Origin of the sequence: Actinacidiphila alni (assembly GCF_900112845.1) — a bacterium.
GTDB lineage: Bacteria > Actinomycetota > Actinomycetes > Streptomycetales > Streptomycetaceae > Actinacidiphila > Actinacidiphila alni.
Genome location: NZ_FONG01000011.1, coordinates 1 through 26,645 on the forward strand (window position 1 = coordinate 1; position 26,645 = coordinate 26,645).

Here is a 26,645-nt window from a genome sequence, read left to right on the forward strand (position 1 = left end):
CGAGCAGGGCCACCGCGACGGCGGCGGCGAGCAGGACCCGCAGCCGGCTCAGACGCCGCGACAGGCCCGGGGTATTCAGGGGACTCGGGGAGTCCGGGACGGTGACCACGGTGGCGATTCCTCTCGGTGGGGGGACGGAACGCTTCAGTTCGTGGTGGGGGTTCCGACGGGACCGCTTATGGGAGCGCTCCCATTCGTAACCGTATGGAAGCGACGTCAGCCGTCCGGCGTCAAGGGGAAGCGCAGCCTTCAAGAAGTGAAGCGGCGTCAGATCGGCGTCCGTACGGGCGCGCGGAGCGGCCCCGTGCGGGCGCGCGGAGCGGCCCCGTGCGGGCGCGCGGAGCGGCCCCGTGCGGGCGCGCGGAGCGGCGCGGCGGACTCGCGCGGGAATCGGTTAGGCTTACCTAACCAACAGCACGGCACGGCACCACCAGCACAGGGCCGCCGCACATCGACGGTCGATCGAGAGAGCGGAGCACGCCCATGGCAGAGCGACCGGCGGACCGGGAGCGCCGTACCCCGCGGCTGCGGCACGCCCGGGTGATCAGTTCCGAGCGCATCACCCCGCACATGATCCGGGTCGTGCTCGGCGGCGAGGGCCTGGCCGGGCTTCCCGTCGGCGACCACACCGACCACTACGTCAAGCTGCTCTTCGCGCCGCCCGGGGTCAGCTATCCCGAGCCGCTGGACATCGAGGCGGTCCGCCGGGACCTGCCGCGCGAGCAGTGGCCGACGACCCGTACGTACACCGTGCGGGCCTGGGACCCGGCGGGTCCGGAGATGACGATCGACTTCGTGCACCACGGCGACGAGGGACTCGCCGGACCGTGGGCGGCTGGCGTCAAGCCGGGCGACGGCATCCACTTCATGGGGCCCGGCGGCGGTTACGCGCCGGAGGCCGACGCCGACTGGCATCTGCTGGCGGGCGACGAGAGCGCGCTGCCCGCCGTCGCCGCCGCGGTGGAGCAACTGCCGCCCGGCGCGCGGGCGAAGGTGTTCGTCGAGGTCGAGGGGCCGGCCGAGGAGCAGAAGCTGGTCACGGCGGGCGACGCCGAGATCGTCTGGCTGCATCGCGGTACGCGGCCGGTCGGCCAGGCGCTGGTCGAGGCGGTCACCGCGCTCGACTTCCCGCCCGGTGACGTGCAGGTCTTCGTGCACGGCGAGGCCAATTTCGTCAAGGAACTGCGCCGCCACCTGCGTCTTGACCGGAAGATCCCGCGCGAGCGGCTGTCGATCTCCGGCTACTGGCGGCTCGGCAGGAACGAGGACGGCTGGCAGGCGTCCAAGCGGGAGTGGAACGAGCAGGTGGAGCGGGAGCAGGAGACCGGCGGCGCCGACGGCTGAGGCCCCGCTGCGACACGGGAGGCGGGCGGCGGCAGGGAGTCCCCTGTCACCGCCCGCCTTCTGTGCGGCCTTCGGTCAAACCGACTTCTGGTACGAGCGGAAGGTGCGCGTCGAGAGCCACACCGCGGCCAGTGCCAGGGCGAGCAGACCGCCGCCGCGGCTGAGCACATCGCCCCAGTCAGGGTCGGCGGACATCGCGGAACGGCCCGCGACCAGCGCCCAGTTGACCGGGTTGAAGTCGGCGACGTGCCGCATCCAGGACGGCATCAGGCCGGGAGCCATGAAGGCGGAGGACAGGAAGGTCAGCGGCAGCAGCAGGAAGGTGTTGATGCCGATGATGCTCTCGCGCTGCCTGACCAGCATGCCCAGCGCGTTGGAGAAGGCGCCGAAGACCGTGCCGAGCATGATCGACGCGATGATCAGCAGCACGATGCCGCCGATCCCGCCGGGGTAGTCGGCGCCGCCGAGCTTGCCGAGCAGCACGATGATCACCGACTGGCCCGCGGTGCTGAAGCCCTGCTGCACGACATTGGCGTTCATCAGGGCCGCGCGGCTGACCGGTGTGGTCAGGAAGCGGTTCAGCGTGCCGCGCTCGATCTCCTCCAACGTGCCCATGCCCGCCCACATGTTGGAGGACACCGCGCTCATCACGACGACGCCCGGCACCAGATAGTCCAGGTACGATCCGCCACCGAAGCCCGGCAGTTCGACGACCTTGCGGAAGAGCGAGCCGAACAGGAAGAGCCAGATGACGGGTTGGACGAGGGTGATGACGACGAAGACCGGCTGGCGGACGATCGCCATGAGCTGACGCTGCGTCATGTACCAGGTCTGGTCGAGGGTCGTGCTCATCGCGCGCCTCCGGAGGTGCGGGCGGGGACGTTCCCCGCGGTGTCGTCGTGCGCGCCGGCCGCGTCCGTACGGCCGGTGGGGTCGGCGGGCGCGGTTCCCCCCGTACGGCCGGAGTTGTCCTGGTGGCCCGCGGTGTCCGCCTCGGAGAAGCGGCGGCCCGCGTACCGCAGATAGACGTCGTCCAGCGACGGGCGGGCGACGGTGACCGAGGCGACAGCGGCGCCCTGCTGTTCCAGGGCGGTCAGCACCCGGGGTACGGCGGCAGGTCCGTCGTCGGCGCGGGCGCTGAGCCTGCGGCCGTCGAAGGTCACCTCGCGCACGGCGGCGCATTCGCCGAGCGCGGTGGCCAGCAGCCGTGCGTCCACCTCGTCGGGGGTGCGGCTCAGCTCCACATGGACGGCGTCGCCGCGCAGTTCGCCCTTCAGCCCGTCCGGGGTGCCCTCCGCGACCACCCGGCCGCGGTCGACGATCGCGATCCGTTCCGCGAGCCGATCGGCTTCCTCCAGATAATGCGTGGTGAGCAGGATCGTGAGTCCCTCGTCGCCCGCGAGCCGGGAGATCTCCTCCCACATCGCGGTGCGCGCCTCCGGGTCGAGTCCGGTGGTCGGCTCGTCGAGGAAGAGCACCTGCGGCCGGTGCATCAGGCCGAGCGCCACGTCCAGCCGGCGCTGCATACCGCCGGAGTACGTCTTCACCATCCGGCGCCCGGCGGCGGTCAGGTCGAAGCGGTCGAGCAGTTCGTCGGCCCGCTTGCCGAGCGCGGCGCCCCGCAGGCCGTAGAGCCTGCCCTGGAGCAGCAGATTCTCCCGGCCGGTGGCGACCGGGTCGGCGCCGGACTTCTGTGCGACGACGCCGATGGCGCGGCGCACCCGGTCCGGGTGGCGCAGCGCGTCGTGCCCGGCGACGACGGCGGCGCCGGAGTCCGGGCGGGCCAGTGTGGTGAGGATCTTGACGGTGGTGGACTTGCCCGCGCCATTGGGTCCGAGCAGTCCGAAGACGGTGCCGGCCTCGACGGTGACGGCCATGCCGTCCAGGGCCCGTACCCCGCCGGGATAGGTCTTGATCAGGTCGTGCGCCACGACAGCGGGCGCGTGAGCGGTCATGATGTCGGTCCTCCGCGTACAGGTGGGCGCCGCCGGGCGGCCGGGGCCCGCGCTGCTGCGGGGGCCGGCCGACGGACGGCGTTTCGGTGACGCGGGAGGGAGCCGGGTTATCGTGGGTGTGCCGCACCTCGGACCCGGCCCGCTTCCCGCGGGTGTCCGTTCGATGGTTCGTTCTCCGGCGTCCGCTGTTGCCGCAGCGGGCGCCGGAGTCTTGCGTTCCGGACCTGTTGCGGGTCCGGATTCCTCACGGTGCTTCGGTCAGTCGGTGTTCCCCTTCAGCCGCTCCAGCAGATCGCTCGCGGTGCCGGAGTCGCGCAGTTCGTCCTCCAGCACGGCCCACTGCTCCGGCACCCGGCCGGTCTCGTGCCACTCGCGCCATTCGGCGGCCCCGGAGACCGTCCCCTCGTCCAGTTCCTTGAGCAGCGACCGCACCCAGGTGACCTCGGCCTCCCGCATATGGGCCTGGAATTCGGTCTCCAGCACGAAGATCCGCGGCAGTTCGCCGTCCAGCATGGTCAGCACGCCGCGCAGCGCGGCGGCCTGCACTTCCTGCGCGCGGGCCCGCTCGGCGAGCAACTCCGCCGCCTCGTCCGGGTGCAGCGCCATGAGCAGCGACAGCGCGGACTCGAAGGCCGGGTACTCGCGGGACGGCACGGCCACCATGTCGGCGAGCCAGTCGTGCATCTCGGTGCGGCCCTCGTCGGTGAGCCCGTAGAGGGTGCGCTCGGGCCGGTTGCCCTCGCGCTGGACCCCGACGGCCGTCACGAAGCCGTGCTTCTCCAGATTCTGCACGACCGTGTAGAGCGACCCGTAGTTGATCTTGATGCTGTGTTCCTTGCCGCGCTGCCGCATCAGCCGGGCGATCTCGTACGGGTGCATCGGGCGTTCGTTGAGGAACACCATGACCGCCAGGGCCAGGGGGTTGGAGAGTTTGCGTCGCTTGGCCGTCGGACCCACCTCCCTTCGCTTGCCGCTTATCGCTCGTCGCCGTATATCCGTGGCCGAGCATATCGCGTGTATCGCGTCGGGACAACCGCGATACATCGTGAATTTGACGGCCGCGCGCACGATACCTCCGAAGGCCCTCCGGCGCCGGAAAGCGCACCGCCGGGGTGGGGTTTTCTGTACCCCGGAATCCGGATACTGCCTGCATGTCGCGGCCCTTCCGCGATCCGTAGCGTCGTCGGTGTCGGAAGAACAGCCGGTACGGCGGAAGGACAAGGCGATGGACAGCATCACGAGGGGCGGCGCCGCGGAGGCGCTGAGGCTGTCGGACGTGGTGAAGGTGTACGGGGCCGCGGGCGAGGGCGAAGGAGCGGGCGCGGGCCGCCCGGTGACGGCGCTCGACGGCGTCTCGCTGGCGCTGGCCGCCGGCACCTTCACCTCGGTGATGGGGCCGTCCGGCTCCGGCAAGAGCACCCTGCTGCAATGCGCGGCGGGCCTGGACCGGCCGACGTCGGGCCGGGTGCTGGTCGGCGGCACCGAACTGCCGGGCGGCGGCGAGTCGGAGCTGACCCGCTTCCGGCGCTCGCGGATCGGCTTCGTCTTCCAGCACTACAACCTGGTGCCGTATCTGACGGTGCGGCAGAACGTGCTGCTGCCGCAGACGCTGGCCGGGCGGCGCCGCCGCAGGGCCGGGGCCGAGGCCGTCGCGGTGCTCGAACGGCTGGGCATTGCCGAGCTGGCCGACCGCCGGCCGGCCGAACTGTCCGGCGGGCAGCAGCAGCGGGTGGCGATCGCCCGGGCGCTGGCCACCCGGCCCGCGGTGCTCTTCGCCGACGAGCCCACCGGCGCGCTCGACACCAGCAGCGGCCGGCAGGTGCTCAAGCTGCTGCGGGAGAGCGCCGACGCCTTCGGCCAGACCGTCGTCATGGTCACCCACGACCCGGTGGCCGCGGCCTACGCGGACACCGTCCTCTTCCTCGCGGACGGCCGCCTGGTGGATGAGCTGAGCTCCCCCGAGGCGACCGAGGTCGCCCGCCGGATGGCCGCTCTCGACTCCCGCGTGACCGCCGCGGGCGCCGCGCCGGCAGGACCCGGCACCCCCGTGACCGCCGCCGCCCGCGCCTTCCGGACGGAGGTCGCGTGATGGCCACCGGACTCGCCCGCGCCTCGGTCGCGCACCGCCGCGGCAGCTTCGTCGCCGCCTTCCTCGCCGTGTTCCTCGGCGCGGTCATCCTGATGTCCTTCGCCTCGCTGCTGGACACCGCGGGCGGCGACGGGGTCGGCAAGACCGATCGGAACACGCTCACCATCATGGCCTCGGTCGTCGGCGGCTGGGGGGTACTCGTGGTCGCCTCCGCGGTGGCCACCACCCTCGCGGTCGCGGCCAGGCAACGCGCAGGCGAACTGGCGCTGCTGCGCTCGCTGGGCGCCACCCCCGGCCAGAGCGTACGGCTGGTGGTCGGCGAGACGGCCCTGGTCGCACTGGCCGGTGTGGTGCTCGCGCTGCCCTTCGGCTACGGCGGCGGCTGGACCCTGCTGCGTCTGCTCCAGAACAGCGGCCAGGTGCGGGACGGGGTGGACTTCGCCTTCGGCGCCTCGGCGCTGGCCGTCGGCGCGGGCGGCACCCTGCTGGCCGCTCTGGCCGCGTCCTTCGGCACCGCCCGGCGCGCCGCCCGCAGGCGGGCCGTCGAGGCGCACCGGCAGGCGTCGGCGGGCGGGCGGCACACCAGCCGCTTCCGGCTGATCGCCGGGCTGGTGCTGGTGGTGGCGGGCGCGAGCTGCGCGGTCGTCACGGCCACCTCCCTGGACGGCTCGAAGATCGACTCGCAGTCGGTCGCCGGCGAGGGCGCGATCCTCACCGGCATCGGCTTCGCCCTGCTCGCCCCGGTGCTGGTGCGGGCGGTCACCGCCGCCGCGGCTCCGCTGCTCGGCCTGCTCGGATCGCCCGGCACGCTCGGTGTGCTGGCCGTACGGCAGCGCTTCCAGCGGGCGGCCACCGCGGTGATGCCGATCGTGCTGTGCACGGCGATCTCCACGGGCACGCTGACCATGCAGGCGGTGTGGAATTCCGCCCACCCGCAACTGTCCGCCGACGACAAGGGCACCGCGATACTCAACTACGTGGTGGTCGGCATGCTCGCGGTCTTCGCCGCGGTGATGCTGGTGAATCTGGTGGTGGCCGAGACCACCGCGCGGCGCGCCGAGTTCGCGCAGCTGCGGCTGGCCGGCGCGACACCCCGGCAGGTGCTGCGGCAGGTGACCGCGGAGACCGCGCTGATGCTGGTGACCGGGCTGCTGTTCGGCACCCTGGCGGCGGTGGCCTCCGCCGTGCCCTACAGTCTGGCCGTGACCGGTGACGCCCTGCCCAGTTCCGCCGTCGGCATCCACGCGGCCGTGGTCGCCGGGGTGGCGGTGCTCGCCCTCGGCGCCGCGCTGGCCGCCGCCCGGCGCACCGGGCGCACCCCCATGACCACGGCGCTGCGCCCGGCGGTGGCGGCGTGACCGCCGGTCAGCACCCCTCCCGACCGGGCCCGCGGCTGCGCGGGCCCGGTCGGGGCGCGTGGCCGCGCGGGTCGGGCTGGGGTGTGTGGCTGGTCCGGCAGGCGGCGCTCTCGGTGGTCGTCGCGGTGGCGGTGACGCTGGTGTGGGCGCAGGCGCGCCCGCAGTACTTCTGGCCGCGCTGGGTGTGGTTCGGCCTCGGCGTCAATCTGGCCGTGCAGTACGGCGTCCGGTGGGCGGTGCGCAAGCCGCGCGGCCGGCGCGGGTTCGCCCTCCAACTGGCGCTGAGCGCGGTGTACGTGGCGATCGACGTGGTGTCCTGGGCGCTGAGCGGCGGCGGCTTCTTCTGGCCGGTGTTCTCCACCCCGGTGGTGGCGGTGGCGCTGCTGGCGCACGCCTGGTGGCTGCAGCGCAGGCCGCCGGCCCGCGAGCGGGAGCTGGCCGAACGGGTGGCGGCGCTGCGCCGCACCCGCAGCGGCGTCCTGGACGTACAGGCCGCCGAGCTGAAGCGGATCGAACGGGACCTGCACGACGGGGCGCAGGCCCGGATGGTGTCGCTGGCGATGAATCTGGGCCTCGCGGAGCACTTGTTGAGCAGCAAGCCGGAGGCGGTCGCGCCGCTGCTCGCCGAGGCGCGGGCCACCACGCTGACCGCGCTGGAGGAGCTGCGGACGGTCATGGAGGGCATCCAGCCGCCGGTGCTGGCCGACCGCGGTCTGGTCGGCGCGGTGGAGGCGGTCGCCCTCGACCTGGCCCTGCCGGTACGTGTCGAGGCGGAGGTGCCGGGCAGGCTGGAGGCGCCGGTGGAGTCCGCAGTGTACTTCGCGTCCGCCGAGTGCCTGGCCAATGTGATCAAGCACAGCGGTGCCACCAGGGCGTGGGTCCACCTCGCGCACCGCGCCGGTACGCTGACGGTCGTCGTCGGCGACGACGGTTCCGGTGGCGCGCAGCTCGGCGCCGGCACCGGACTGACCGGGGTGGCCCGCAGGCTCGAGGTCTTCGACGGCACCTTGACTGTGGACAGCCCGCCCGGGGGCCCGACCCGGGTCACGATGGAGGTACCGTGCGCGTTGTCATCGCCGAAGACCTCGCCCTCCTCAGGGACGGCCTGACCCGCCTGCTGGAGGCGCACGACTTCGAGGTGGTGGCGGCGGTCGGCGACCCGGAGGCGCTGTCGCGGGCCCTGGCCGAGGAGGACGTGGACGTCGCCGTCGTCGACGTCCGGATGCCCCCCACCTTCAGCAACGAGGGCCTGGTGGCCGCGCTCGCCGCCCGCGAACGCCGCCCCGGCCTGCCGGTGGTCGTCCTCAGCCAGTACGTGGAGCAGCTCTACGCGCGGGAGTTGCTCAGCTCCGGCGAGGGCGCGATCGGCTACCTCCTCAAGGACCGGGTCGGCAATGTGCCCGACTTCGTGGACGCGGTGCGCCAGGTCGCCAGGGGCGCGACCGTGCTGGACCCGAAGGTGGTCTCGGCGATGGTCTCCCGGCTGGGCGGCAGCGGTCCCGTCTCCCGGCTGACCCCGCGCGAGCGCGAAGTCCTCTCCCAGATGGCCCAGGGACGTTCCAACGCGGGCATCGCCGCCGCCCTCGTCGTCACGGAGAACGCGGTGAGCAAACACATCAACAGCATCTTCGGCAAGCTCGACCTGCCGACCGCCACGGACGACAACCGCCGGGTGCTCGCGGTCCTTGAGTATCTGCGCACCGAGGAGTCGTCCTAGGCCGTGCGCCCGCACTCCCCCGCGAGGTCCGTCCCGTGCGGGGCGCCCCACGCGCACCCCCGGCACCTCAACCACCGTGCGCGTGACCGGAGTCGCACCCTCCGTGCGCGAACTGTCCCTACACTGTGCGGATTGCTCACCGACGGGGAGGACCACGGCCGCATGCGCCGCACCACCGCACTCACCACCACCTTGCTCGCCCTCGCGCTCGCCGGTACGGCGCTGGCGGGCTGTTCGTCGTCCGACGACAAGTCCGACGCCTCGGACAAGCCGTCGGGGCAGGCGTCGGGTCAGGCGTCGGGTCAGGCGTCGGCCTCGACGCAGCCGACCGGCTCCGCCGCCGCGCCGACGACGACGGCCGCGACCGTACCGACGAGGTCGGGCAACGGGCGGCTCGACTACACCGGGGACGCCTCCGGCACCGCGGTGTTCACCGGCGCGATCTCCTGCGAGGTCGTGGCGGGCAAGCTGATCGGGGTGACCGCGCCCGACAAGACCGACGCGTCGGCGCCCCGCTACCCCACCTTCATCGCGACGACCGCGGGTCCGCAGAAGCTGGCGCTGCTCGACATCTCGGCCGAGCAGAGCTTCAGCAGCCGCCAGTCGGGCACCGTGTCCGGCGGCAAGAGCGGCGGGACGTGGAAGGTGACGGTCAAGGACCTGGTCATCGAGGCCGGCATGACGGGCGGCAGCGGCCAGAAGGTCACCGTCAACGGCTCGCTGACCTGCACCAAGACCACCGGTCACTGAGCCCCGGTCGCGACGGCGGCCCCGTACCCGCGGGAAGCGGGCGCGGGGCCGTCAGCGTCGAGCGGCCGACCGCCGGCCGCCGGTCTTCGGCCCTCAGCTCTCAGCTCTCAGCTCTCAGCCGACCGATGAATACGCCACCACGCCGCGTCGCAGCCCGTCGACGGCCTTGCGGGCGTTGCGCCGGACGGGGCTGCCCTCGGGCGCCGCGTCGCTGATCTGCCCGAGCACATCGATGAGTTGCTTGCACCAGCGCACGAAGTCACCCGCGGGCATGTCGGCGTCGGACAGCACCGAGTCGAGGCCGTGGCCGGACGCCCAGCGGTAGGCGGGCCAGGCGAAGCCGAGATCGGGCTCGCGCTGACCGACGCCCTCGGCCTGGTTGATCCGGTGCGTCTCCTCCAGCGCGTCCAGCCGGCCCCAGATCCTGACCATCTCGCCGAGCGCCGCCTTGGCGTTGCCGGTCGGCAGCTTCGGCGCGACCGCGTCGTCGGACTGCCGGGTCTCGTAGACCAACGCCGAGGCGCACGCCGCCAGTTCGGCCGGGCCGAGCCCGTCCCAGACGCCCTCGCGCAGGCATTCACTGGCCAGCAGGTCCAACTCGCCGTAGAGCCGGGCCAGCCGCCGTCCCTCGGGCGTGACCTTCTCGCCCTCCAGATAGCCCAGTTCGGACAGCAGCGCGCAGATCCGGTCGAAGGTCCTGGCGATGGTGTTGGTGCGGCCCTCGATCCGCCGCTCCAACTGCTGGGTGTCGCGCCGCAGCCGGTGGTAGCGCTCCGCCCAGCGGGCGTGGTCCTCGCGCTCCTCGCAGCCGTGGCAGGGGTGCGCGCGGATCGCGGCGCGCAGCCGCGAGATCTCGGTGTCGTCGGCCGCCGCGGCCCGCTGCTTGCGGTGCCGCGCGGGCGCCGACCAGCCCGCCGTGCCCGCCTTGGAGCGCATGGCCGAGGCCAGGTCGCGCCGCGACTGCGGGCTGCGCGGATTGAAGGACTTGGGGATCCGCATCCGGTCGAGCGCCTCGACGGGCACGGGGAAGTCCATCTGTCCGAGTCGCTTGACCTGCCGCTCGGCGGTCAGCACCAACGGGCGCGGCCCGTCGGCGAATTCCTCGTTGCGATGCGGGTGGCCGTTGGACCGGCCGGCCGGGACCCCGGGTTCCAGCACCAGCGCGAGACCGGCGTACTTCCCCGCGGGCACATGGATGATGTCGCCCGGCTTGAGCTTCTCCAGCGCGCCCGAGGCCGCCGCGCGGCGCTGCATCGCGCCCTGCCGGGACAGCTCCGCCTCGCGTTCCTTCAGCTCGCGGCGCAGCCGCATATAGGCGTCGAAGTCGCCGAGGTGACAGGTCATCGACTGCTTGTAGCCGTCGAGCCCCTCCTCATTGCGCTGCACCTGCTTGGAGATGCCGACCACCGAGCGGTCGGCCTGGAACTGCGCGAAGGACGTCTCCAGCAGCTCCCGCGAACGGTGCCGCCCGAACTGCCCGACGAGATTGACCGCCATGTTGTACGACGGCTTGAAGGACGACCGCAGCGGATACGTACGGGTGCCGGCCAGGCCCGCGACCGCGCCCGGGTCGAACCCGCGCTGCCACAGCACCACGGCGTGGCCCTCGACATCGATGCCGCGCCGCCCGGCGCGGCCCGTGAGCTGGGTGAACTCGCCGGGGGTGATGTCGGCGTGGGTCTCGCCGTTCCACTTCACCAGCTTCTCCAGCACCACCGAGCGGGCCGGCATGTTGATGCCGAGCGCCAGCGTCTCGGTGGCGAACACCGCCTTGACCAGGCCCTTGACGAACAGCTCCTCCACGACCTCCTTGAAGGTCGGCAGCATGCCCGCGTGGTGGGCGGCGATCCCGCGCTCCAGGCCCTCCAGCCACTCGAAGTAGCCGAGGACGTGCAGATCCTCGTCCGGGATGGCGCGGGTGCGCTCCTCGACGATGGCCCGCACCTGGGCCCGCTTGTCCTCGGTGTTCAGCCGCAGGCCCGCGTACAGGCACTGCTGCACCGCGGCCTCGCAGCCGGCCCGGCTGAAGATGAAGGTGATCGCGGGCAGCAGTCCTTCGTTGTCCAGCCGGTCGATGACCTCGGCGCGGCTGGGCGTCCAGACCCGGCTGCGGGCGCGTCGTTCGCGCTCCCGGTCCGCCTCCCGGCCGCGCTTGGCCCGGGGGTGGTAGCTGCGCTGGTTCTCCATCCGCGCGAGCCGCTCCAGGTCCGCGTTGACCTCGCGGCGGCCCCTGCCCCGGCCGTCGGGGCCGGCGGACTTCTCCTCGAACAGGTCGTACAGCCGGCGGCCGGCCAGCACGTGCTGCCACAGCGGGACCGGCCGGTGCTCGGAGACGATGACCTCGGTGTCGCCGCGTACAGTGTCCAGCCAGTCGCCGAACTCCTCGGCGTTGGACACGGTCGCGGACAGCGAGACCAGGGTCACCGACTGCGGGAGGTGGATGATCACCTCTTCCCAGACGGCGCCGCGGAAGCGGTCGGACAGGTAGTGCACCTCGTCCATCACCACATAGCCGAGGCCGTCGAGGGCGGCGGAGCCCGCGTACAGCATGTTCCGCAGCACCTCGGTGGTCATGACGATCACCGGGGCGTCGCCGTTGACGCTGTTGTCGCCGGTCAGCAGGCCGACCTTCTCGGCGCCGTAACGCTTGGCGAGGTCGCTGTACTTCTGGTTGGACAACGCCTTGATCGGCGTGGTGTAGAAGCACTTGCGGCCCTCGCGCAACGCGAGGTGGACGGCGAATTCACCGACGATGGTCTTGCCCGAGCCGGTCGGCGCGGCGACCAGGACGCCGCTGCCGCCCTCCAGCGCACGGCACGCCTCGATCTGGAAGGGGTCGAGGCCGAATTCGTACATCTCGCGGAACTGCGCGAGAGCCGTCGCGTTCTCCGTGGCGCGGCGGCGGCTGGCGGCGAAGCGCTCGGCCGGCGACATCGCGTCGAACGCCGCTTCGTCGGCCGCCGTGCCGTCCGCGGGCGTCCCGCCCGGTGACATCTCGTGTGGGGACATCTCTTCGGTCATCTTGACTCCGAGCCTACCCGCAGGCACCGACACACCACGTGATCTTTTCCTCCGCCTTACCCGCCGCGGACCCCGGCGGCCGGGTCCCGGGCCGGCCCGCCGACCAGCCGGTACGGGCGACGGCCCGGCCCGGAACGGCACGGACATGCCCGTGCCGGCTCAGGCCAGCAGCCGTACCGCCTTGGGCACCGTCTCCGCGACCAGCGGCAGCGGGCCGACCCGCTCGCCGTCCGCGTAGCCGGTCACGTCCTGCGCCGGGTCGACGTCGAGCCGGACGCGGGCCGCGCGGCGCATCGTGACCACCGGGTGGCCGGTGTGGGTGCCGCGGTAGACGCGCGGGAAGACCCGCAGCAAGGTGGCGCGGCTGCACGGGCCGACCACGCACACGTCGAACCGCCCGTCGTCCATCGCCGCGTCCGCGCAGATCCGCATGCCGCCGCCGTACGAGGAGCCGTTGCCGACCGCGATCAGCGTGGCGTCGATCCGTTCCTCCGGCCCGTCGTCGAAGGTCACCCGGAACGGGATCGGCCGCAGCGCCGCCAGTTCCGCGACCATCGCCAGGTCGTAGCGGAAGCGGCCGACGGGCCAGGTCATGCGGTTGCCGCGGTCGTTGACCCGCGAGTCGAAGCCGGAGGCGAGCACCGTGCCGAACCAGCGGTCGCCGATCCGGCCGAGGTCCAGCGCCCGGTCCCGGCCGTCCCGCAGCGCCGCCGCGATCGCCGTGCCCGCGGCGGCCGGGTCGCGGACCGGCAGGCCGTTCACCCGGGCGAAGTCGTTGCCGGTGCCGACCGCGACCACACCGAGCGGGGTGCCCGTCCCGGCGACGGCCTGGAGCGCGAGCGAGACCATGCCGTCGCCGCCGACCGCGACCAGCGCCCCGGTGCCGTCCGCGACGGCCGACCGGGCCCGGTCCAGCGCGTCGGCCGCGTCCTCGCCGACGACGGTACGGACGCCGAAGCCGGCCGCGCGCAGCGCCTGAGCGGCGGGCTGCGCGGCCCGCGCGCCCCGGCCGCGTCCGGCGACGGGATTGACGAAGAGGGTGATCTCGCTGGTCACGCGCGGACCCTACCCGACCGGCGGCACGCCGTCACCCGGCCGGCCGGGGTCTCGCGTCAGGTGGCGTCGTCGTAGCCGTCGTCGAGGCGCTCGCCGGTCCTGTCCTGGTACGGCTCGGCGGTGATCTGCTCGGGCACGTGGTCCAGGGTGGACGCCTCGTCCGGGTCGAGCGAGAAGTCCGGGTCGGCCTCGCGGCGGCGCTTGCGGCGGTTGTCGTTGAAGAAGCAGACGCCCATCGCCAGGAAGTACAGCACCACGATCGGCGCGGCGAGCAGGCACATCGTGAGCGGGTCGCCGGTGGGGGTGGCGACGGCGGCGAAGACGGTGATGCCGATCACCATGCCGCGCCACCAGCCGAGCATCCGGCGTCCGCTGACCAGGCCGGTGAAGTTGAGCAGCACCAGCACCAGCGGCAGTTCGAAGGCGAGGCCGAAGACGATGACCATACGGACGACGAGGTCGAGGAAGTCGTCCAGCGCCAGCAGGTTGGTGGTGTCGTCCGGGACGAAGCCGATCATGATCTTGGCGGTCTGCGGCAGGATCGCGTACGCCAGCAGGGCGCCCGCGAAGAACAGCGGGACGCCCGCGGCGACGAAGCCCAGCGTGTAGCGCTTCTCGTTGCGGTGCAGACCGGGCGCGAGGAAGGCCCAGAGCTGGTAGAGCCAGACCGGCGAGGACACCACGATGCCGGCCATCAGCGAGACCTTGAGCGCGATGGAGAAGCCGCCGAGCAGACCGTTGACGGTCATCTGGGCGCAGGGCTGGCCGTTCTTCTGGTGGGTCGCGCCGTCCACACAGCCGACCGACTTCAGGATCGGGTGCTGGAAGAAGTGGATGATGTCCTTGTAGACGAAGGCCGCCACGATCGTGACGACCAGAATCGCCAGGACCGACTTGGCCAGCCTGTTGCGCAGCTCACGCAGGTGGTCCGCGAGGGGCATCCGCCCCTCGGGGTCCTTCTCCTGCTTGCGGGCAGTCTTGAGCACCCACGTCCTCGTCTCGTGCGGCAGCCGCCGCCTCGCGGCCGGCTTCGTCCTTCAGCAGAGGGGGTCAGGCCGGATCAGCCCTGCGTACGGTCCGCGGGCTCGGCGACCGGACGGGCACTGGTGGTGTCGCCGGGCGCGGCCTGGATCGTACGGGGAGCGGCCGTCTCCTGCGGCGCGGCGGTGGACTCCGCGGTGGCGTCGTCGTTCTTCATCGCCTTGGCCTCGCTCTTCAGGATGCGCGCCGACTTGCCGAGGGACCGGGCCATGTCGGGCAGCTTCTTCGCGCCGAAGAGCAGGACGACGACGAGAAGGATGAGGACGATCTCCAGGGGCTTGAGATTGCCGAGCATAAAATGTCTACCTTCTCACCGGTGGGCGGCGTGTTCCTGCCTGCCTCCGCATCAGCTTCGGCAGGTGCCCGGCGGTTCGGACAGGTGCCCGGCCGCCGCGCTGGCTGTGATCGTAGCGTGCACCGGTGAATGCCGGGCAATGCCCCGGAATCCGTCCGGTTGCGAGCCCTCGCCGCGCTGTTTGGTACGGGCCGCCCGGTCAGCGTACCCCGCGTGAGCGGGGTCGCGGCAGGCTCAACCCCGGGAGATCTGCCCGGCGCGCTCGGCCAGCGGGCGCGCGGCGCGCTGCATCCGGTCGCTCGCGGCGGCCAGTGCGGCGGTGCTCGCGGCCACCTGACGGGCCAGTTCCCGCACGGCGGCGAAGACCCGGATCGCGAGCACCCCGAGCACCAGGAGTCCCGCGGTCGACAGGCCGACGTACAAGTAGAGCCACCACATGGGCCGCGAGCCTACCGCTTCTCAGTGACCGTGCAGGCGCATCGTACTGACGCCGCCGACGGTGAGGAGTTCGACGATCCGCTCGCCGGCCGGCTTGCGGACGGCGGTGTCGCACTCGGGACAGGTGAAGGAGTAGAAGGTGGTGCGGGCCGAGGCGCCGATGGCCAGCCGCAGGGCGGTCGCGGACAGTTCGAAGCTGGAGCGGCAGTGCGGGCAGCCGGCCCGGAAGAGCACGGGGGCGGGCAGGGGCGTGGGCGCGCAGCCGGAAGCCGTGGCCGTCATCGTGATGTCCTCTCACTCCCCGTAGGCGGCGAGCGCCAGTACGGCCGCGTCGCGTGCGTCGGCGGCCAGTTCGGCGGGCGAGACGATCCGGCCGTCCCGGCCGAGGCGCAGCGCCAGCCGCCGCAGCGAGCCGGGGTCGGGGGTGCGCAAGGTGATGCGCAGGCCGCCGTCGGGCTGCTCCTCGGCGCTGTCGTGCGGATAGTATTCCGCGACCCAGCGCCCGCCGGGGCCGACTTCGATCACGACCTCCGGGTCGTCGCCCGCGGGCTGCACCAGGCCCTGCGACAGGTCGCGCGGCTCGATCCGCGGCGGGTCGGCGGGCTCGTCGAGCAGCCGGATCTCCTCGACGCGGTCCAGCCGGAAGGTGCGGCGGTCCTCCGAGAGGCGGCACCAGCCCTCGAAGTAGGTGTGCCCGACGGCGAACAGACGGATCGGGTCGACCTCACGCTCGGTCAGGGCGTCCCTGGCGGGCGAGTAGTAGCGCATCCACAGCCGGCGCCGCTCGGTGATGGCCCGGTCCACGGTGGCGAAGACGCTGCCCTCGGACTCGAAAGTCACCGACAGCCGGGCGCTGGCGCCCGCCGCCTCGCCCGCCGCGGCCTCCAGCTTGGCGCCGGCCCGCAGCAGCGCCTGCCGGTCGCTGTCGCGCAGCCCCGGCAGATTCGCCACCGCGCGGGCGGCCACCAGCAGCGCGGTGGCCTCGTCGGCGGCCAGCCGAAGCGGCTGCGCCACGTCGTCGGCGGTGCCCGGATTGTGCCACCAGATCCGCTCGCCGTCGGTGTCGATGTCCAGCAGGTCGCCGCCGCGGAAGCTGGTGCCGCACAGCGGCAGCACATTGAGGTCCCCGATCAGCTCGGCCTCGGTCACCCCGAACGCCCGCGCCACCTCGCTGACCCGCGCCCCGGGCCGCTCCCGCAGATACGTCACGAGGGACAGCATCCGCCGCGTCTGGTCGATCGCGTTGCTCATGAGTTCGAGCCCCCCTCAGCCCTTGGCCACGGCGCGCAGCCGGTCCGTCACGTCGGCGCGGAGTTCCTCGGGGGCCAGGACGACGACGTCGGGGCCGAATTCGGCGAGCCAGGCGTCGAGTCCGTGACCGTAGGGGATCTCCAGCTCGTCCCAGTCGGCGTCCACCGGGGTGCTCGTCACGGCGCGGGCGCGCAGCGGGTAGCCGCTGTCGCGGCGCAGGCGGATGCGGGCGGTCGTGGTGGCGCCCTCGCCCGCCCAGCGGGCCACGGCCTCGCGGACGTCCACGTGCGCGGGCACCTCGGCGGTGAAGGCGCCGCGGGTGCGGACCTTGCCGCTGATCCGGGAGAGCCGGAAGACCCGGACGGCGCCGCGGTCGCGGTCCCAGCCCGCCACGTACCAGTGGCCGCGCCAGCACTCCAGCGCCCAGGGTTCGACCTGCCGCGGCTCGGGCCGTACCGCGTTGGCCTTGCGGTAGTCGAAGGCGACGGCGCGCCGCTCGCGGGTGGCGAGCATCAGCGCCTCGAAGGCGGGCTCCGGCGTCGGGATCCGCGGCTCCAGGGCGCTGTGCGTGTCCTCGTACGGGACGCCGGCCGCGCGCAGCTTCTGCAGGGCGCCGCTGGCGGCCTCGGCGAAGCGGGCCTGCTGCCACACCTTCGCGGCCAGCGCGAGCGCCGCGGCCTCCTCCGGGTCGAGGGCGATGTCCGGCAGCCGGTTGCGGTCCCGCCGCGCCAGATAGCCGAATTCGCCGTCGAGATTCTCCACCGTGTCGATGACCAGGCCCAGTTCGCGCAGGTCGTCCTTGTCCCGCTCGAACATCCGGTTGAAGGCGTCGTCCGAGGTGACCTCGTGGTACGCCTCGATGGAGCTGCGCAGCTCGCGTTTGCTGACCGGGCGCCGGGTGTTCATCAGGCACAGCGCGAGATTCATCAACCGCTCAGCCTTGGCAATCGCCATCCCGCACCCTTCGTTCAGCTCTCGCCGCCGACCGTACCGCTACCGGGTCCCACGGCAAAAGCCGAGGGGCCCCGGCCTCCCGGCCGGGACCCCTACCCTCACCCAGAGGTGAGCGAGCCAAAGGGCGCGCCGGTGTCGAAAAGGAGAACGCGCGGAGATCCTGAGGAACGAAGGATTGAGCACGATCGACTGTCGACACCGGGTCTAAGCGCCCGGAGGCGAGCGAACACAATCAGACGGCGACGAGGTCGCAGACGAAGATCAGCGTCTCGCCCGGCTTGATGGCGCCGCCGGCGCCGCGGTCGCCGTAGGCGAGGTGCGCCGGGATGATCAGCTGGCGGCGACCGCCGACCTTCATGCCCTGCACGCCCTGGTCCCAGCCGGCGATGACCTGGCCGACACCGAGCTTGAACTGCAGCGGGGTGCCGCGGTTCCAGCTCGCGTCGAACTCCTCGCCGGAGGAGAACGCGACGCCGACGTAGTGGACGGAGACATTGTCCCCGGCCTTCGCGACCGGGCCGTCGCCCTCCCAGATGTCCTTGATCTCCAGATCGGCCGGCGGCTCGCCGCCCGGGAAGTCGATCTCGGGCTTCTCGATGCTCACGTCAATGCTCCTTGTGCTGTTGCGGGCAACCCGGACAGTCTTACAGAATCGCCAGGATGTCCAAGGAGAAGACCAGGGTGGCATTGGCCGGGATGTTGCTGCCGCTGGGCGGGTTGGCGCCGTAGGCGAGGTCCCCAGGGGTCACCAGCATCACCCGGCTGCCGGCCTTCTTGCCGACCAGGCCCTCCTGCCAGCCCTTGATCAGCTGGGCGAGCGGGAAGGCGGCGAGCTGTCCCGCGGTGTAGCTGGCGTCGAACTCCTTGCCGCCGTCCCACAGCACGCCCTTGTACTGGAGCAGCAGCGTGTCGGTGGCCTTCACCGCGGCGCCGTCGCCCTCCAGGATGTACTCGGAGACGAGCTTGGTGGGCGCCTTGGTCTTGGGCACGGTGATGCTGGGCGCCTTGCCGTCGGTGTTGGTGCCGACCTTGGGCAGGTTCGCGTCCTCCTGCGGGACTTCCTTGCCCTTGGCGGAGCTCTTGGCGTTGAAGGTCTCCAGGATGTCGATCACGAAGACCAGCGTGTCGGTGCCCTTGATGCCGGCCTGGGAGTTGCCTGAGGTGCCGTAGCCCAGGGCCGGCGGGATCGCCATCTCCACGCGGCTGTTGACCTTCTGGCCGACCAGGCCCTTGTCCCAGCCGGGGATGACCTTCCCCTGGCCGATGACGTTGGTGTACGGGCCGCGGCCGAAGGAGGTGTCGAAGACCTTGGCGGTGTCCCAGATCTGGCCGAGGTAGTTGGTGGTGACGTAGTCCCCGGCGACGACGGCGGCGCCGTCGCCCTGGATGACGGTCTTGACGGCCAGGTCGGTGGAGGGGGTGCCGGTGCCCTTGGCGACGGTGGGCTTGTCGCCGAACTTGGTGCCGGCGGTGATGTCCGGTACGGGCCCGGCCACGATCTTGGTGCTCGGCGTGGCGGACGCGGACGGCGTGCCCGAGGTCGAGGGCGATTCTGAGGCCGCCGCGTCGCTCTTGCTGTCGTCGCTGCCGCAACCGGCGGCGGTGAGCATGAGCGCGGGCACGGCGAGCAGTACGGAGCGTCGGCGCACGAGGGTCCTCGGTTCGGGTCGGGTCGGGAACGGCGGCTGGATGCCGTCCCACACCCTACGGCGTGCCACAGGCCCCGTACGAGTTCCGCACGGGGCCTGTGTGCCGCCTGTGGCGCCGAGTTGGGGTGTTTTCCGTCCGCCCCGGCACCGCCACCGGTCCTACATTCCGGCGATGAGCTTTTCGACCCGGTCGTCCACGGAGCGGAAGGGGTCCTTGCACAGCACGGTCCGCTGCGCCTGGTCGTTGAGCTTGAGGTGCACCCAGTCGACGGTGAAGTCGCGGCGCTGTTCCTGCGCGCGGCGGATGAAGTCGCCGCGCAGCCGCGCCCTGGTCGTCTGCGGCGGCACCGACTTGGCCTCGAAGATCTTCAGGTCGCTGCAGATCCGCTTGGCCTGCCCCTTGCGTTCCAGCAGGTAGTACAGCCCGCGGCGGCGGTGGATGTCGTGGTAGGCGAGGTCGATCTGGGCGACCCGGGGGTGGGACATCGAGATGTTGTCCCGGTTCCGGTAGCGCTCGATCAGTTGGTACTTCATCACCCAGTCGATCTCGGTGCCGATCGCGGACAGGTCGCCGCTGCCGATGGAGTCCAGGGTGCGGCCCCACAGCTCCAGCACCTGGTCGATGACGCCGCTGCGGATGCCGCGCCGCTCGCAGAATTCGACGGCTTTGGAGTAGTACTCCTGCTGGATGTCCAGCGCGGACGCCTCGCGGCCGGAGGCCAGCCGCACCTTGCGGCGGCCGGTGATGTCGTGGCTGACCTCGCGGATCGCCCGGATCGGGTTCTCCAGGGTCAGGTCGCGCATCACGGTGCCGGCCTCGATCATCCGCAGCACGAGGTCGGTGGCGCCGACCTTGAGCAGCATCGTGGTCTCGGACATGTTGGAGTCGCCGACGATGACGTGCAGGCGCCGGTAACGCTCGGCGTCGGCGTGCGGCTCGTCACGGGTGTTGATGATCGGGCGGGAGCGGGTGGTCGCGGAGCTGACGCCCTCCCAGATGTGCTCGGCCCGCTGGCTGACGCAGAAGACGGCGCCGCGCGGGGTCTGCAGCACCTTGCCCGCGCCGCACAGCAGCTGCCGTGTGACGAGGAAGGGAATCAGGATGTCGGCCAGCCGGGAGAATTCCCCGTGCCGGGCGACCAGGTAATTCTCGTGGCATCCGTAGGAGTTGCCGGCCGAGTCGGTGTTGTTCTTGAAGAGGTACACATCTCCGGCGATGCCCTCTTCGTGGAGCCGCCGTTCGGCGTCCACGAGAAGACCTTCCAGGATGCGTTCGCCAGCTTTGTCGTGCGTGACGAGTTCGGTGACGTTGTCGCACTCGGGAGTGGCGTACTCCGGGTGCGAGCCGACGTCGAGGTAGAGGCGGGCACCGTTGCGGAGGAAAACATTGCTGCTACGGCCCCATGACACGACACGGCGGAAGAGGTACCGCGCCACCTCGTCAGGGGACAGACGCCGCTGTCCCCTGAACGTGCATGTGACGCCGTACTCGTTCTCCAGCCCGAAAATGCGGCGGTCCATGTCTGAACATTACGCCTGATGCGTGGAGCTGAAACGAGGTTCGACCGCTCCGTTTCGATCTTTTTCGGACCCGCCCGCGAGGTTTGGAACCGTCAGGATTCGGCTGGTGGACAGCAGGACGAGGGTGGCGACCGCGCCGCCCGCGCCCGCCACGCCGAATCCGGCGGCCGTACCGCCGTGTTGGGCGGCAAGGCCCGCGGCGGCCGTCCCGAGCGCCGCGCCGACGCCGATGGCGGTCACCACCCAGGAGAACGCCTCCGTGACGGTGCCGCTCGGGGCGTGTCGGTCCACCACGAGGAAGCCGCAGGCCAGGGTCGGCGCGAGGAAGAGTCCGGACAGGGCGGCCAGCGGCAGCATCCAGCCGACGCCGGGGACGAGCATCAGCGGCGGGAAGCAGAGGGCGAGGCCGACCGAGAGCAGCCGCAGCCGCCGTTCGGGGACGCCGGACCAGCCGCGGGCGCCGTAGCCCAGGCCCCCGATGAGCGCGCCCGCGCCGTTGGCGGCCAGGACATACGCGGCGACCGGGCCGCCGCCGTGCGCGTCGCCGTAGGCCACGGCGGCCAGCGAGACGGTGCCCAGCGCGATGCCGACGAAGAAGAAGGCGCCGAGCAGGACGGCCAGACCCGGGGAGCGCAGGGCGCCGAGCCAGTGCGCCTCGCGCGGTGCGGCGCGCCAGTCCCGGGACGGCCCGGAGGTGATCACGACCAGGGTGCCGGCCACGCCGAGCACGCCGGTGACGATCAGGGCGGCAGCCTGCGAGGCGGCGGAGACCACCAGGGTCACCAGCAGGGGGCCGACCGTGAACAGCACCTCCTGGGCGGCGGCGTCCAGCGCGTACGCCTTCTGCACCTGCTGCTCGTCGCGCAGCACGGCGGGCCACAGGGCGCGCAGGCCGCCCTCCAGCGGCGGGGTGGCGACCCCGGCCAGGACGACGGCGGCCACGGCCACCGGGAGCGGCCGGGGGCCATTGGCGGCGAGCAGCGCGAAGCCCGCGCCGGACAGCAGGGCGGCGGCGGTCATCACCCGCGGCTGGCCGCGTCGGTCCACGGCCCGGCCGAGCAACGGCTGGCCGACGGCCACGGCGGCGCCGTAGAGCGCGGACAGCGTGCCCGCGAGCCCGTATCCGGCGCCCTCGGAGCGCAGGAACAGCACGATGGCGAGGGCGGCCATGGCGTTGGGCAGCCGGCCCAGCAGGGTGCCGCCGAGCAGCCGGCCGGCGTGCCGGGTGCGCAGCAGGTCCCCGTATCCGGTCCCAGGTCCCGCCATCCCGGCCCCTCTCCCCCGGTCGCCACCCGGTCGGCCGTCACTCGGCCGGCCGCTCAGGTGTTACGTATAACGTCTACGGTCATACGTACCATGACGGCTGTCGGCGGGTCCACCCGCACGGACGAACGGAAAGGGTGCGGAAGGTTGACGGGGAGCGCGCGGCCGACCTCGCGGGACGTGGCGCGGGCGGCCGGGGTGTCGCAGGCCACGGTGTCGCTGGTGCTCGGCGGGAAGTGGCACGGCCGGGTGTCGGAGCGGACGGCGCACGCCGTACGGGACGCCGCCGGTCGGCTCGGCTACCGGCCGAATCTCGCGGCCCGCAATCTGCGGCTCGGCCGCACCCGCACCGCCCTCATGGTGGTGCCCGCCCTCACCAACGACTACTTCGCCCGGGTCTACACCGGCGCGGCGCGGGTCGCCGCCGAGCACGGCTTCGGGGTGGTGCTCTATCCGTCGCCGGCCGGGGTGGGGCCCGCGCGTGACCCCTTCGGCTCCGCGCAGGCCGCGATCGACGGGGTGATCGCCTCCTCGATGGCCGCGGACGCGCTCGCCGGGATCGGCGGCGGCGAGCTGCCGCTCGTCATGCTCGACAGCGGTCCGGCGGCGCCGGGCGGGCCGCCCACGGTGGACCTGGCGGTCGCCGACGGGATGCGGCAGGTCGTACGGCACCTCGTCGGCCTCGGGCACCGCAGGATCGCCCATGTCGCGGCCGACATCGACGCCTGGACGTTCCGGGTCCGTACGGCCACGGTGGCGGCCGAGCTGGCCGGCGTGCCCGGGGCCGTCCTCACCTCCGAGCGGTGCCCGCTCGACGTGGACGCGGCCCGCGCCGCGGCTCTTCGCGCGCTGCGCCCGCCCGCCGGACAGGCCCGGCCCACCGCCCTGCTCTGCGACGGCGATCTCCTCGCCGCCGGCGCCTGCAAGGCCGCGCGGAGCCTCGGGCTCCGGCTGCCGGGTGACCTGTCGGTCACGGGATTCGACGATTTCGCGCTCGCCGCTGCGCTTGATCCCGAACTCACGTCGGTCCGGCTGCCCGCCGAGGACGTCGGTGCCCGGGGCATGACGGCCCTGCTCGCCCTCCTCGACGGCGAAGCCGTCGACTCCGTCGAGCTGCCCGTGGACCTGGTGGTCCGGGACTCCACGGCTCCGCCTGCGGTCTGACGTCTTCGGCCGCCCCGCCGTCGTGGTTGCTCGCGCAGTTCCTCCCCCAGCTACCGCTGGGGGTGCCCCCAGCGCCCTTCACGGGGCACCCCACTCCTCACGGAGAAAGGTGGCGCCCCAAAGGGGCGCGAGGAACTGCGCGCTCAGCCCAAGGCCGGGCAGCAGGTCTCGGGACGGGTCCCGAGTGGCTCGGCGGGGAGTCCGGCGAACCGAGCCGGATGGCTAGTCTTCGTCGGAGGGGTCGTCCGTTTCCGTGGTCGCGGCCGACTCCGTCTCCAGGAGACGGGAGAGCTGGCGGCCCAGGATCCGCTTGAACTTGCGCTGTTGGGGCCGGGTGCGGTCCAGGACCGCGACTTCGAGCTGCTCGGCGGTGAGCTGCCGGTCACTGCCGTTGTTGTCGCGGCCGAGGGATTCCACGGCCAGCGCCAGCGCCTCGGCGAGCGTCATCCCGTCCCGGTGCCGCTGGTCGAGATAGCTGCCGATCTGGTCGGAGTTGCCGCCGACCGCGACGGCGCCGTGCTCGTCCACGATGGAGCCGTCGTGCGGCAGCCGGTAGATCTGGTCGTCCTCGGGGGCCGCGCCGACCTCCGCGACGATCAGTTCGACCTCGTACGGCTTCTCCCCCACGCTGGAGAAGATGGTGCCGAGCGTCTGCGCGTAGACATTGGCGAGCCCACGGGCCGTCACGTCCTCGCGGTCGTAGGTGTAGCCCCGCAGATCGGCGTAGCGCACGCCGCCGATCCGCAGATTCTCGAACTCGTTGTACTTGCCGACCGCCGCGAAGGCGATCCGGTCGTAGATCTCGCTGACCTTGTGCAGGGCGCGGGACGGATTCTCGGCGACGAAGACGATGCCGTCGGTGTACTGGAGCACGACGACACTGCGGCCACGCGCGATGCCCTTGCGGGCGTACTCGGCGCGGTCGGCCATGGCCTGCTGGGGTGATACGTAAAAGGGCGTGGACACCGGCTAACCGTGCCTTTCTGCTGTCGGCTCTGAGGGGTGCGTCGGACGACCGGTACTCACCTGACCGGCTCTCAGAGCACCTGGGCCTGCGGCCCGTCGGGGTGCTCCAGACGTCCGTCGAGAACCGACCGGGCGATCTCGGAGACCTCCGCGTCGGCGAGCCTGCGGAAGCCCTCTTCGGTGATCACGCTGATGATGGGGTAGATCCGCCGGCTGACGTCGGGGCCGCCGGTGGCCGAGTCGTCGTCCGCGGCGTCGTAGAGCGCCTGGAGGACGGCGGTGACGATCTGCTGCTCGGTCAGATCGTGCCGGTAGAGCTTCTTGAGGGAGCTGCGCGCGTACACCGAGCCGGAGCCGGTGGCGGCGAAGCCGGTCTCCTCGCTGCGCCCGCCGGTCACGTCGTAGGAGAAGATCCGGCCCTTGTCGCGCTCGGTGTCGTAGCCGGCGAAGAGCGGGACGACGGCCAGGCCCTGCAGGGCCATGCCGAGATTGCCGCGGATCATGGTGGACAGCCGGTTGGCCTTGCCCTCCAGCGACAGCGTCGCGCCCTCGATCTTCTCGTAGTGCTCGAGCTCCAGCTGGAAGAGCTTGACCATCTCCACGGCGAGGCCGGCGGTGCCGGCGATGCCGACCGCGGAGAACTCGTCGGCGGGGAAGACCTTTTCGATGTCCCGCTGGGCGATGACGTTGCCCATGGTGGCGCGCCGGTCGCCGGCGAGGATCACGCCGCCGCCGAAGACCGCGGCCACGATCGTGGTGCCGTGCGGGAGTTCGACGGCGCCCTTGATCTCGGGGAGCGCGCGGTTGCCCGGCAGCAGCTCCGGCGAGTGGTCGCCCAGGAAGTCCAGGAAGGAGGAGGATCCCGGCGTCAGGAACGCCGCCGGGAGCCGTCCGGTGCCATACGTGCCGGCTGCCACCTACTCGCCGCCCTTCTGTACGAAGGAGCGCACGAAGTCCTCGGCGTTCTCCTCCAGTACGTCGTCGATCTCGTCCAGAACCGAGTCCACGTCGTCCGAGAGCTTCTCGTGGCGCTCCTTGAGGTCGTCGGCCGCCTGGGCGTCCTGCTGGACCTCCTCGACCTCCTCCGTGGAACGCGTCGCCTTCTGCTGTCCGCCGTCGGTGTCCTTGGTAGCCATGTCCCTCACCCCGCTTGATTCCGTGCGCTCGGTTGACTGCCTACAAGATCAGACCCTACAAGCAGGGCCCGACATCAGCGCTCGATTACGTCAACGTACGAGTGCTACTGGGTTGTTTCCCGGTTCTGGACCATTTCAGCCGCGGATCAGCCGCCGGACAGGATCCGTACCAGGTCCTCTGCCGTGCGGCAGCGGTCCAGCAGCTCCTTGACGTGCTTGCGGGTGCCGCGCAGCGGTTCCAGGGTGGGCACCCGCTGCAGCGAGTCCCGGCCGGGCAGATCGAAGATCACCGAGTCCCAGGAGGCGGCGGCGACGTCGTCCGCGTACTGTTCGAGGCAGCGGCCCCGGAAGTACGCCCTGGTGTCCTCCGGGGGCTTGGTCGCGGCCCTGACGACATCGGCCTCGTCCAGCAGCCGCTTCATGCGCCCGCGGGCCGCCAGCCGGTTGTACAGGCCCTTGTCGGGGCGCACGTCGGCGTACTGGAGATCCACCAGGTGCAGCCGGGCCGCGTCCCAGCCGAGGCCGTCACGGCGCCGGTAGCCCTCCAGGACCTCGCGCTTGGCGACCCAGTCCAGTTCGCTCGACAGGCTCATCGGGTCGTTCTCCAGCCGGTTGAGCACGTCCTCCCAGCGACCCAGCACGTCCCGGGTCTGCGGGTCGGCGTCCACGCCGTAGCGCTCCTCGACGTACTTGCGGGCCAGTTCGTAGTACTCCATCTGGAGCTGGACCGCGGTCAGCGTCCGGCCGTCACGCAGCGTGACGAGCTGTCGCAGGGTGGGGTCGTGGGAGACCTCGTGCAGGGTGCGGACCGGCTGGTCCACGGCGAGGTCGACCTTGATGAAGGAGTCCTCGATCATGGAGAGCACCAGCGCGGTGGTGCCCAGCTTGAGGTAGGTGGAGATCTCCGACAGATTCGCATCGCCGATGATCACATGGAGCCTGCGGTACTTCTCGGCGTCCGAGTGCGGTTCGTCGCGGGTGTTGATGATGGGGCGCTTGAGGGTGGTCTCCAGGCCGACCTCGACCTCGAAGTAGTCGGCGCGCTGGCTGATCTGGAAGCCGTCCTCGCGGCCGTCCTGGCCGATGCCGACGCGGCCGGCGCCGGTGACGACCTGGCGGGAGACGAAGAACGGCGTCAGGTGCCGCACGATGTCCGAGAACGGGGTCTCCCGCTTCATCAGGTAGTTCTCGTGCGTGCCGTAGGACGCGCCCTTGTTGTCGGTGTTGTTCTTGTAGAGGTGGATCGGCTGCGCTCCGGGCAGCTGGGCCGCGCGCAGCGCCGCCTCGGCCATGATGCGCTCGCCCGCCTTGTCCCACAGCACCGCGTCGCGCGGGTTGGTGATCTCCGGCGAGGAGTACTCGGGGTGCGCGTGGTCGACGTACAGCCGCGCGCCGTTGGTGAGGATCACATTGGCCAGGCCGATGTCCTCGTCGGTGAGCTGGGTGGAGTCGGCGGAGTCACGGGCCAGGTCGAAGCCCCGGGCGTCCCGCAGCGGGTTCTCCTCCTCGAAGTCCCAGCGGGCCCGCCGCGCCCGCTGCATCGCCGCCGCGTACGCGTTGACGATCTGGGACGAGGTGAGCATGGCATTGGCGTTGGGGTGTCCGGGGACGGAGATGCCGTACTCCGTCTCGATGCCCATTACTCGCCGTACGGTCATGCGGCCCTCCTTGCCCGGC

At 72.0% G+C, this 26,645-nt stretch carries 26 protein-coding genes; 7 read left to right on the top strand and 19 right to left on the bottom strand.

Annotated elements, in window-relative coordinates; genetic code table 11:
• Positions 1-483 precede the first annotated feature (483 nt).
• Entirely contained in the window at positions 484-1,344 is an 861-nt protein-coding gene (locus tag BM076_RS19180; protein WP_093714846.1) for a siderophore-interacting protein, read from the top strand.
• Between the two features lie 75 nt (positions 1,345-1,419).
• Here the strand turns inward: BM076_RS19180 and BM076_RS19185 are convergent, their stop codons facing one another.
• The 3 genes from BM076_RS19185 to BM076_RS19195 all read right to left on the bottom strand — a co-directional run bounded on the left by BM076_RS19185 (position 1,420) and on the right by BM076_RS19195 (position 4,202).
• The gene (locus BM076_RS19185) at positions 1,420-2,196 is read right to left on the bottom strand and encodes an ABC transporter permease (RefSeq protein ID WP_093714847.1); all 777 of its coding nucleotides are present in this window, start codon (positions 2,194-2,196) and stop codon (positions 1,420-1,422) included.
• Positions 2,193-3,299: an ATP-binding cassette domain-containing protein gene (locus BM076_RS19190; RefSeq protein WP_093714848.1), complete on the bottom strand. Its 1,107-nt coding sequence runs from the start codon at positions 3,297-3,299 to the stop codon at positions 2,193-2,195. The genes BM076_RS19185 and BM076_RS19190 overlap by 4 nt, the downstream gene beginning before the upstream one ends.
• 258 nt (positions 3,300-3,557) lie before the next feature.
• Positions 3,558-4,202, bottom strand: coding sequence for a PadR family transcriptional regulator (locus tag BM076_RS19195; protein ID WP_245796162.1), 645 nt, complete (start codon positions 4,200-4,202; stop codon positions 3,558-3,560).
• A 322-nt stretch (positions 4,203-4,524) separates the two neighbouring features.
• On the opposite strand from BM076_RS19195, the gene BM076_RS19200 reads away from it, so the two are divergent.
• The 5 genes from BM076_RS19200 to BM076_RS19220 all read left to right on the top strand — a co-directional run bounded on the left by BM076_RS19200 (position 4,525) and on the right by BM076_RS19220 (position 9,213).
• The gene (locus BM076_RS19200; protein ID WP_093714849.1) at positions 4,525-5,388 is read left to right on the top strand and encodes an ABC transporter ATP-binding protein; all 864 of its coding nucleotides are present in this window, start codon (positions 4,525-4,527) and stop codon (positions 5,386-5,388) included.
• Entirely contained in the window at positions 5,388-6,746 is a 1,359-nt protein-coding gene (locus tag BM076_RS19205; protein WP_093714850.1) for an FtsX-like permease family protein, read from the top strand. Before BM076_RS19200 ends, BM076_RS19205 begins: the two co-directional genes overlap by 1 nt.
• The gene (locus BM076_RS19210; protein WP_093714851.1) at positions 6,743-7,855 is read left to right on the top strand and encodes a sensor histidine kinase; all 1,113 of its coding nucleotides are present in this window, start codon (positions 6,743-6,745) and stop codon (positions 7,853-7,855) included. Before BM076_RS19205 ends, BM076_RS19210 begins: the two co-directional genes overlap by 4 nt.
• Positions 7,807-8,463 carry a response regulator gene (locus BM076_RS19215; RefSeq protein WP_093714852.1) on the top strand — a complete coding sequence of 219 codons (657 nt, stop codon included), beginning with the start codon at positions 7,807-7,809 and terminating at the stop codon, positions 8,461-8,463. Before BM076_RS19210 ends, BM076_RS19215 begins: the two co-directional genes overlap by 49 nt.
• A 132-nt stretch (positions 8,464-8,595) precedes the next feature.
• Entirely contained in the window at positions 8,596-9,213 is a 618-nt protein-coding gene (locus BM076_RS19220; protein WP_143120595.1) for a hypothetical protein, read from the top strand.
• A 114-nt stretch (positions 9,214-9,327) separates the two neighbouring features.
• On the opposite strand, the gene BM076_RS19225 is transcribed toward BM076_RS19220, so the two are convergent.
• The 12 genes from BM076_RS19225 to BM076_RS19280 all read right to left on the bottom strand — a co-directional run bounded on the left by BM076_RS19225 (position 9,328) and on the right by BM076_RS19280 (position 21,705).
• Complete coding sequence (locus BM076_RS19225; RefSeq protein WP_407640683.1) at positions 9,328-12,147, bottom strand: DEAD/DEAH box helicase; 2,820 nt, start codon at positions 12,145-12,147, stop codon at positions 9,328-9,330.
• Positions 12,148-12,393: 246 nt separating this feature from the next.
• On the bottom strand, positions 12,394-13,290 hold the full coding sequence (locus BM076_RS19230) for a diacylglycerol kinase (protein ID WP_093714854.1): 897 nt from the start codon (positions 13,288-13,290) through the stop codon (positions 12,394-12,396).
• 56 nt (positions 13,291-13,346) lie between these two features.
• A complete protein-coding gene (gene tatC / locus BM076_RS19235; RefSeq protein ID WP_093714855.1) occupies positions 13,347-14,276 on the bottom strand; it encodes a twin-arginine translocase subunit TatC in 930 nt (309 codons plus the stop codon).
• 74 nt (positions 14,277-14,350) lie between these two features.
• On the bottom strand, positions 14,351-14,626 hold the full coding sequence (gene tatA / locus BM076_RS19240) for a Sec-independent protein translocase subunit TatA (RefSeq protein WP_093714856.1): 276 nt from the start codon (positions 14,624-14,626) through the stop codon (positions 14,351-14,353).
• A gap of 234 nt (positions 14,627-14,860) precedes the next feature.
• Complete coding sequence (locus BM076_RS19245; protein ID WP_093714857.1) at positions 14,861-15,064, bottom strand: hypothetical protein; 204 nt, start codon at positions 15,062-15,064, stop codon at positions 14,861-14,863.
• Positions 15,065-15,085: 21 nt separating this feature from the next.
• A complete protein-coding gene (locus BM076_RS19250) occupies positions 15,086-15,346 on the bottom strand; it encodes a hypothetical protein (protein ID WP_093714858.1) in 261 nt (86 codons plus the stop codon).
• 12 nt (positions 15,347-15,358) lie between these two features.
• Positions 15,359-16,315 (bottom strand): helix-turn-helix transcriptional regulator, encoded by a 957-nt coding sequence (locus BM076_RS19255; protein ID WP_093714859.1) that lies wholly within the window; start codon positions 16,313-16,315, stop codon positions 15,359-15,361.
• A 15-nt stretch (positions 16,316-16,330) separates the two neighbouring features.
• Complete coding sequence (locus BM076_RS19260) at positions 16,331-17,269, bottom strand: helix-turn-helix transcriptional regulator (RefSeq protein ID WP_093714860.1); 939 nt, start codon at positions 17,267-17,269, stop codon at positions 16,331-16,333.
• A 232-nt stretch (positions 17,270-17,501) separates the two neighbouring features.
• Positions 17,502-17,873, bottom strand: a complete 372-nt coding sequence (locus BM076_RS19265) for an FKBP-type peptidyl-prolyl cis-trans isomerase (protein WP_093714861.1) — start codon at positions 17,871-17,873, stop codon at positions 17,502-17,504.
• Between the two features lie 40 nt (positions 17,874-17,913).
• Positions 17,914-18,918, bottom strand: a complete 1,005-nt coding sequence (locus tag BM076_RS19270; protein WP_093715047.1) for an FKBP-type peptidyl-prolyl cis-trans isomerase — start codon at positions 18,916-18,918, stop codon at positions 17,914-17,916.
• A 159-nt stretch (positions 18,919-19,077) separates the two neighbouring features.
• Positions 19,078-20,439, bottom strand: coding sequence for a Pup--protein ligase (pafA, locus tag BM076_RS19275; RefSeq protein ID WP_093714862.1), 1,362 nt, complete (start codon positions 20,437-20,439; stop codon positions 19,078-19,080).
• 9 nt (positions 20,440-20,448) lie between these two features.
• A complete protein-coding gene (locus BM076_RS19280; protein ID WP_093714863.1) occupies positions 20,449-21,705 on the bottom strand; it encodes an MFS transporter in 1,257 nt (418 codons plus the stop codon).
• Positions 21,706-21,795: 90 nt separating this feature from the next.
• On the opposite strand from BM076_RS19280, the gene BM076_RS19285 reads away from it, so the two are divergent.
• A complete protein-coding gene (locus BM076_RS19285; protein WP_177246515.1) occupies positions 21,796-22,866 on the top strand; it encodes a LacI family DNA-binding transcriptional regulator in 1,071 nt (356 codons plus the stop codon).
• Between the two features lie 222 nt (positions 22,867-23,088).
• On the opposite strand, the gene prcA is transcribed toward BM076_RS19285, so the two are convergent.
• The 4 genes from prcA to dop all read right to left on the bottom strand — a co-directional run bounded on the left by prcA (position 23,089) and on the right by dop (position 26,626).
• A complete protein-coding gene (gene prcA / locus BM076_RS19290; RefSeq protein WP_093714865.1) occupies positions 23,089-23,832 on the bottom strand; it encodes a proteasome subunit alpha in 744 nt (247 codons plus the stop codon).
• 71 nt (positions 23,833-23,903) lie between these two features.
• The gene (prcB, locus tag BM076_RS19295) at positions 23,904-24,749 is read right to left on the bottom strand and encodes a proteasome subunit beta (RefSeq protein WP_093714866.1); all 846 of its coding nucleotides are present in this window, start codon (positions 24,747-24,749) and stop codon (positions 23,904-23,906) included.
• A complete protein-coding gene (locus tag BM076_RS19300; protein WP_093714867.1) occupies positions 24,750-24,968 on the bottom strand; it encodes a ubiquitin-like protein Pup in 219 nt (72 codons plus the stop codon).
• Positions 24,969-25,114: 146 nt separating this feature from the next.
• Entirely contained in the window at positions 25,115-26,626 is a 1,512-nt protein-coding gene (gene dop, locus BM076_RS19305) for a depupylase/deamidase Dop (RefSeq protein WP_093714868.1), read from the bottom strand.
• Positions 26,627-26,645 lie beyond the last annotated feature (19 nt).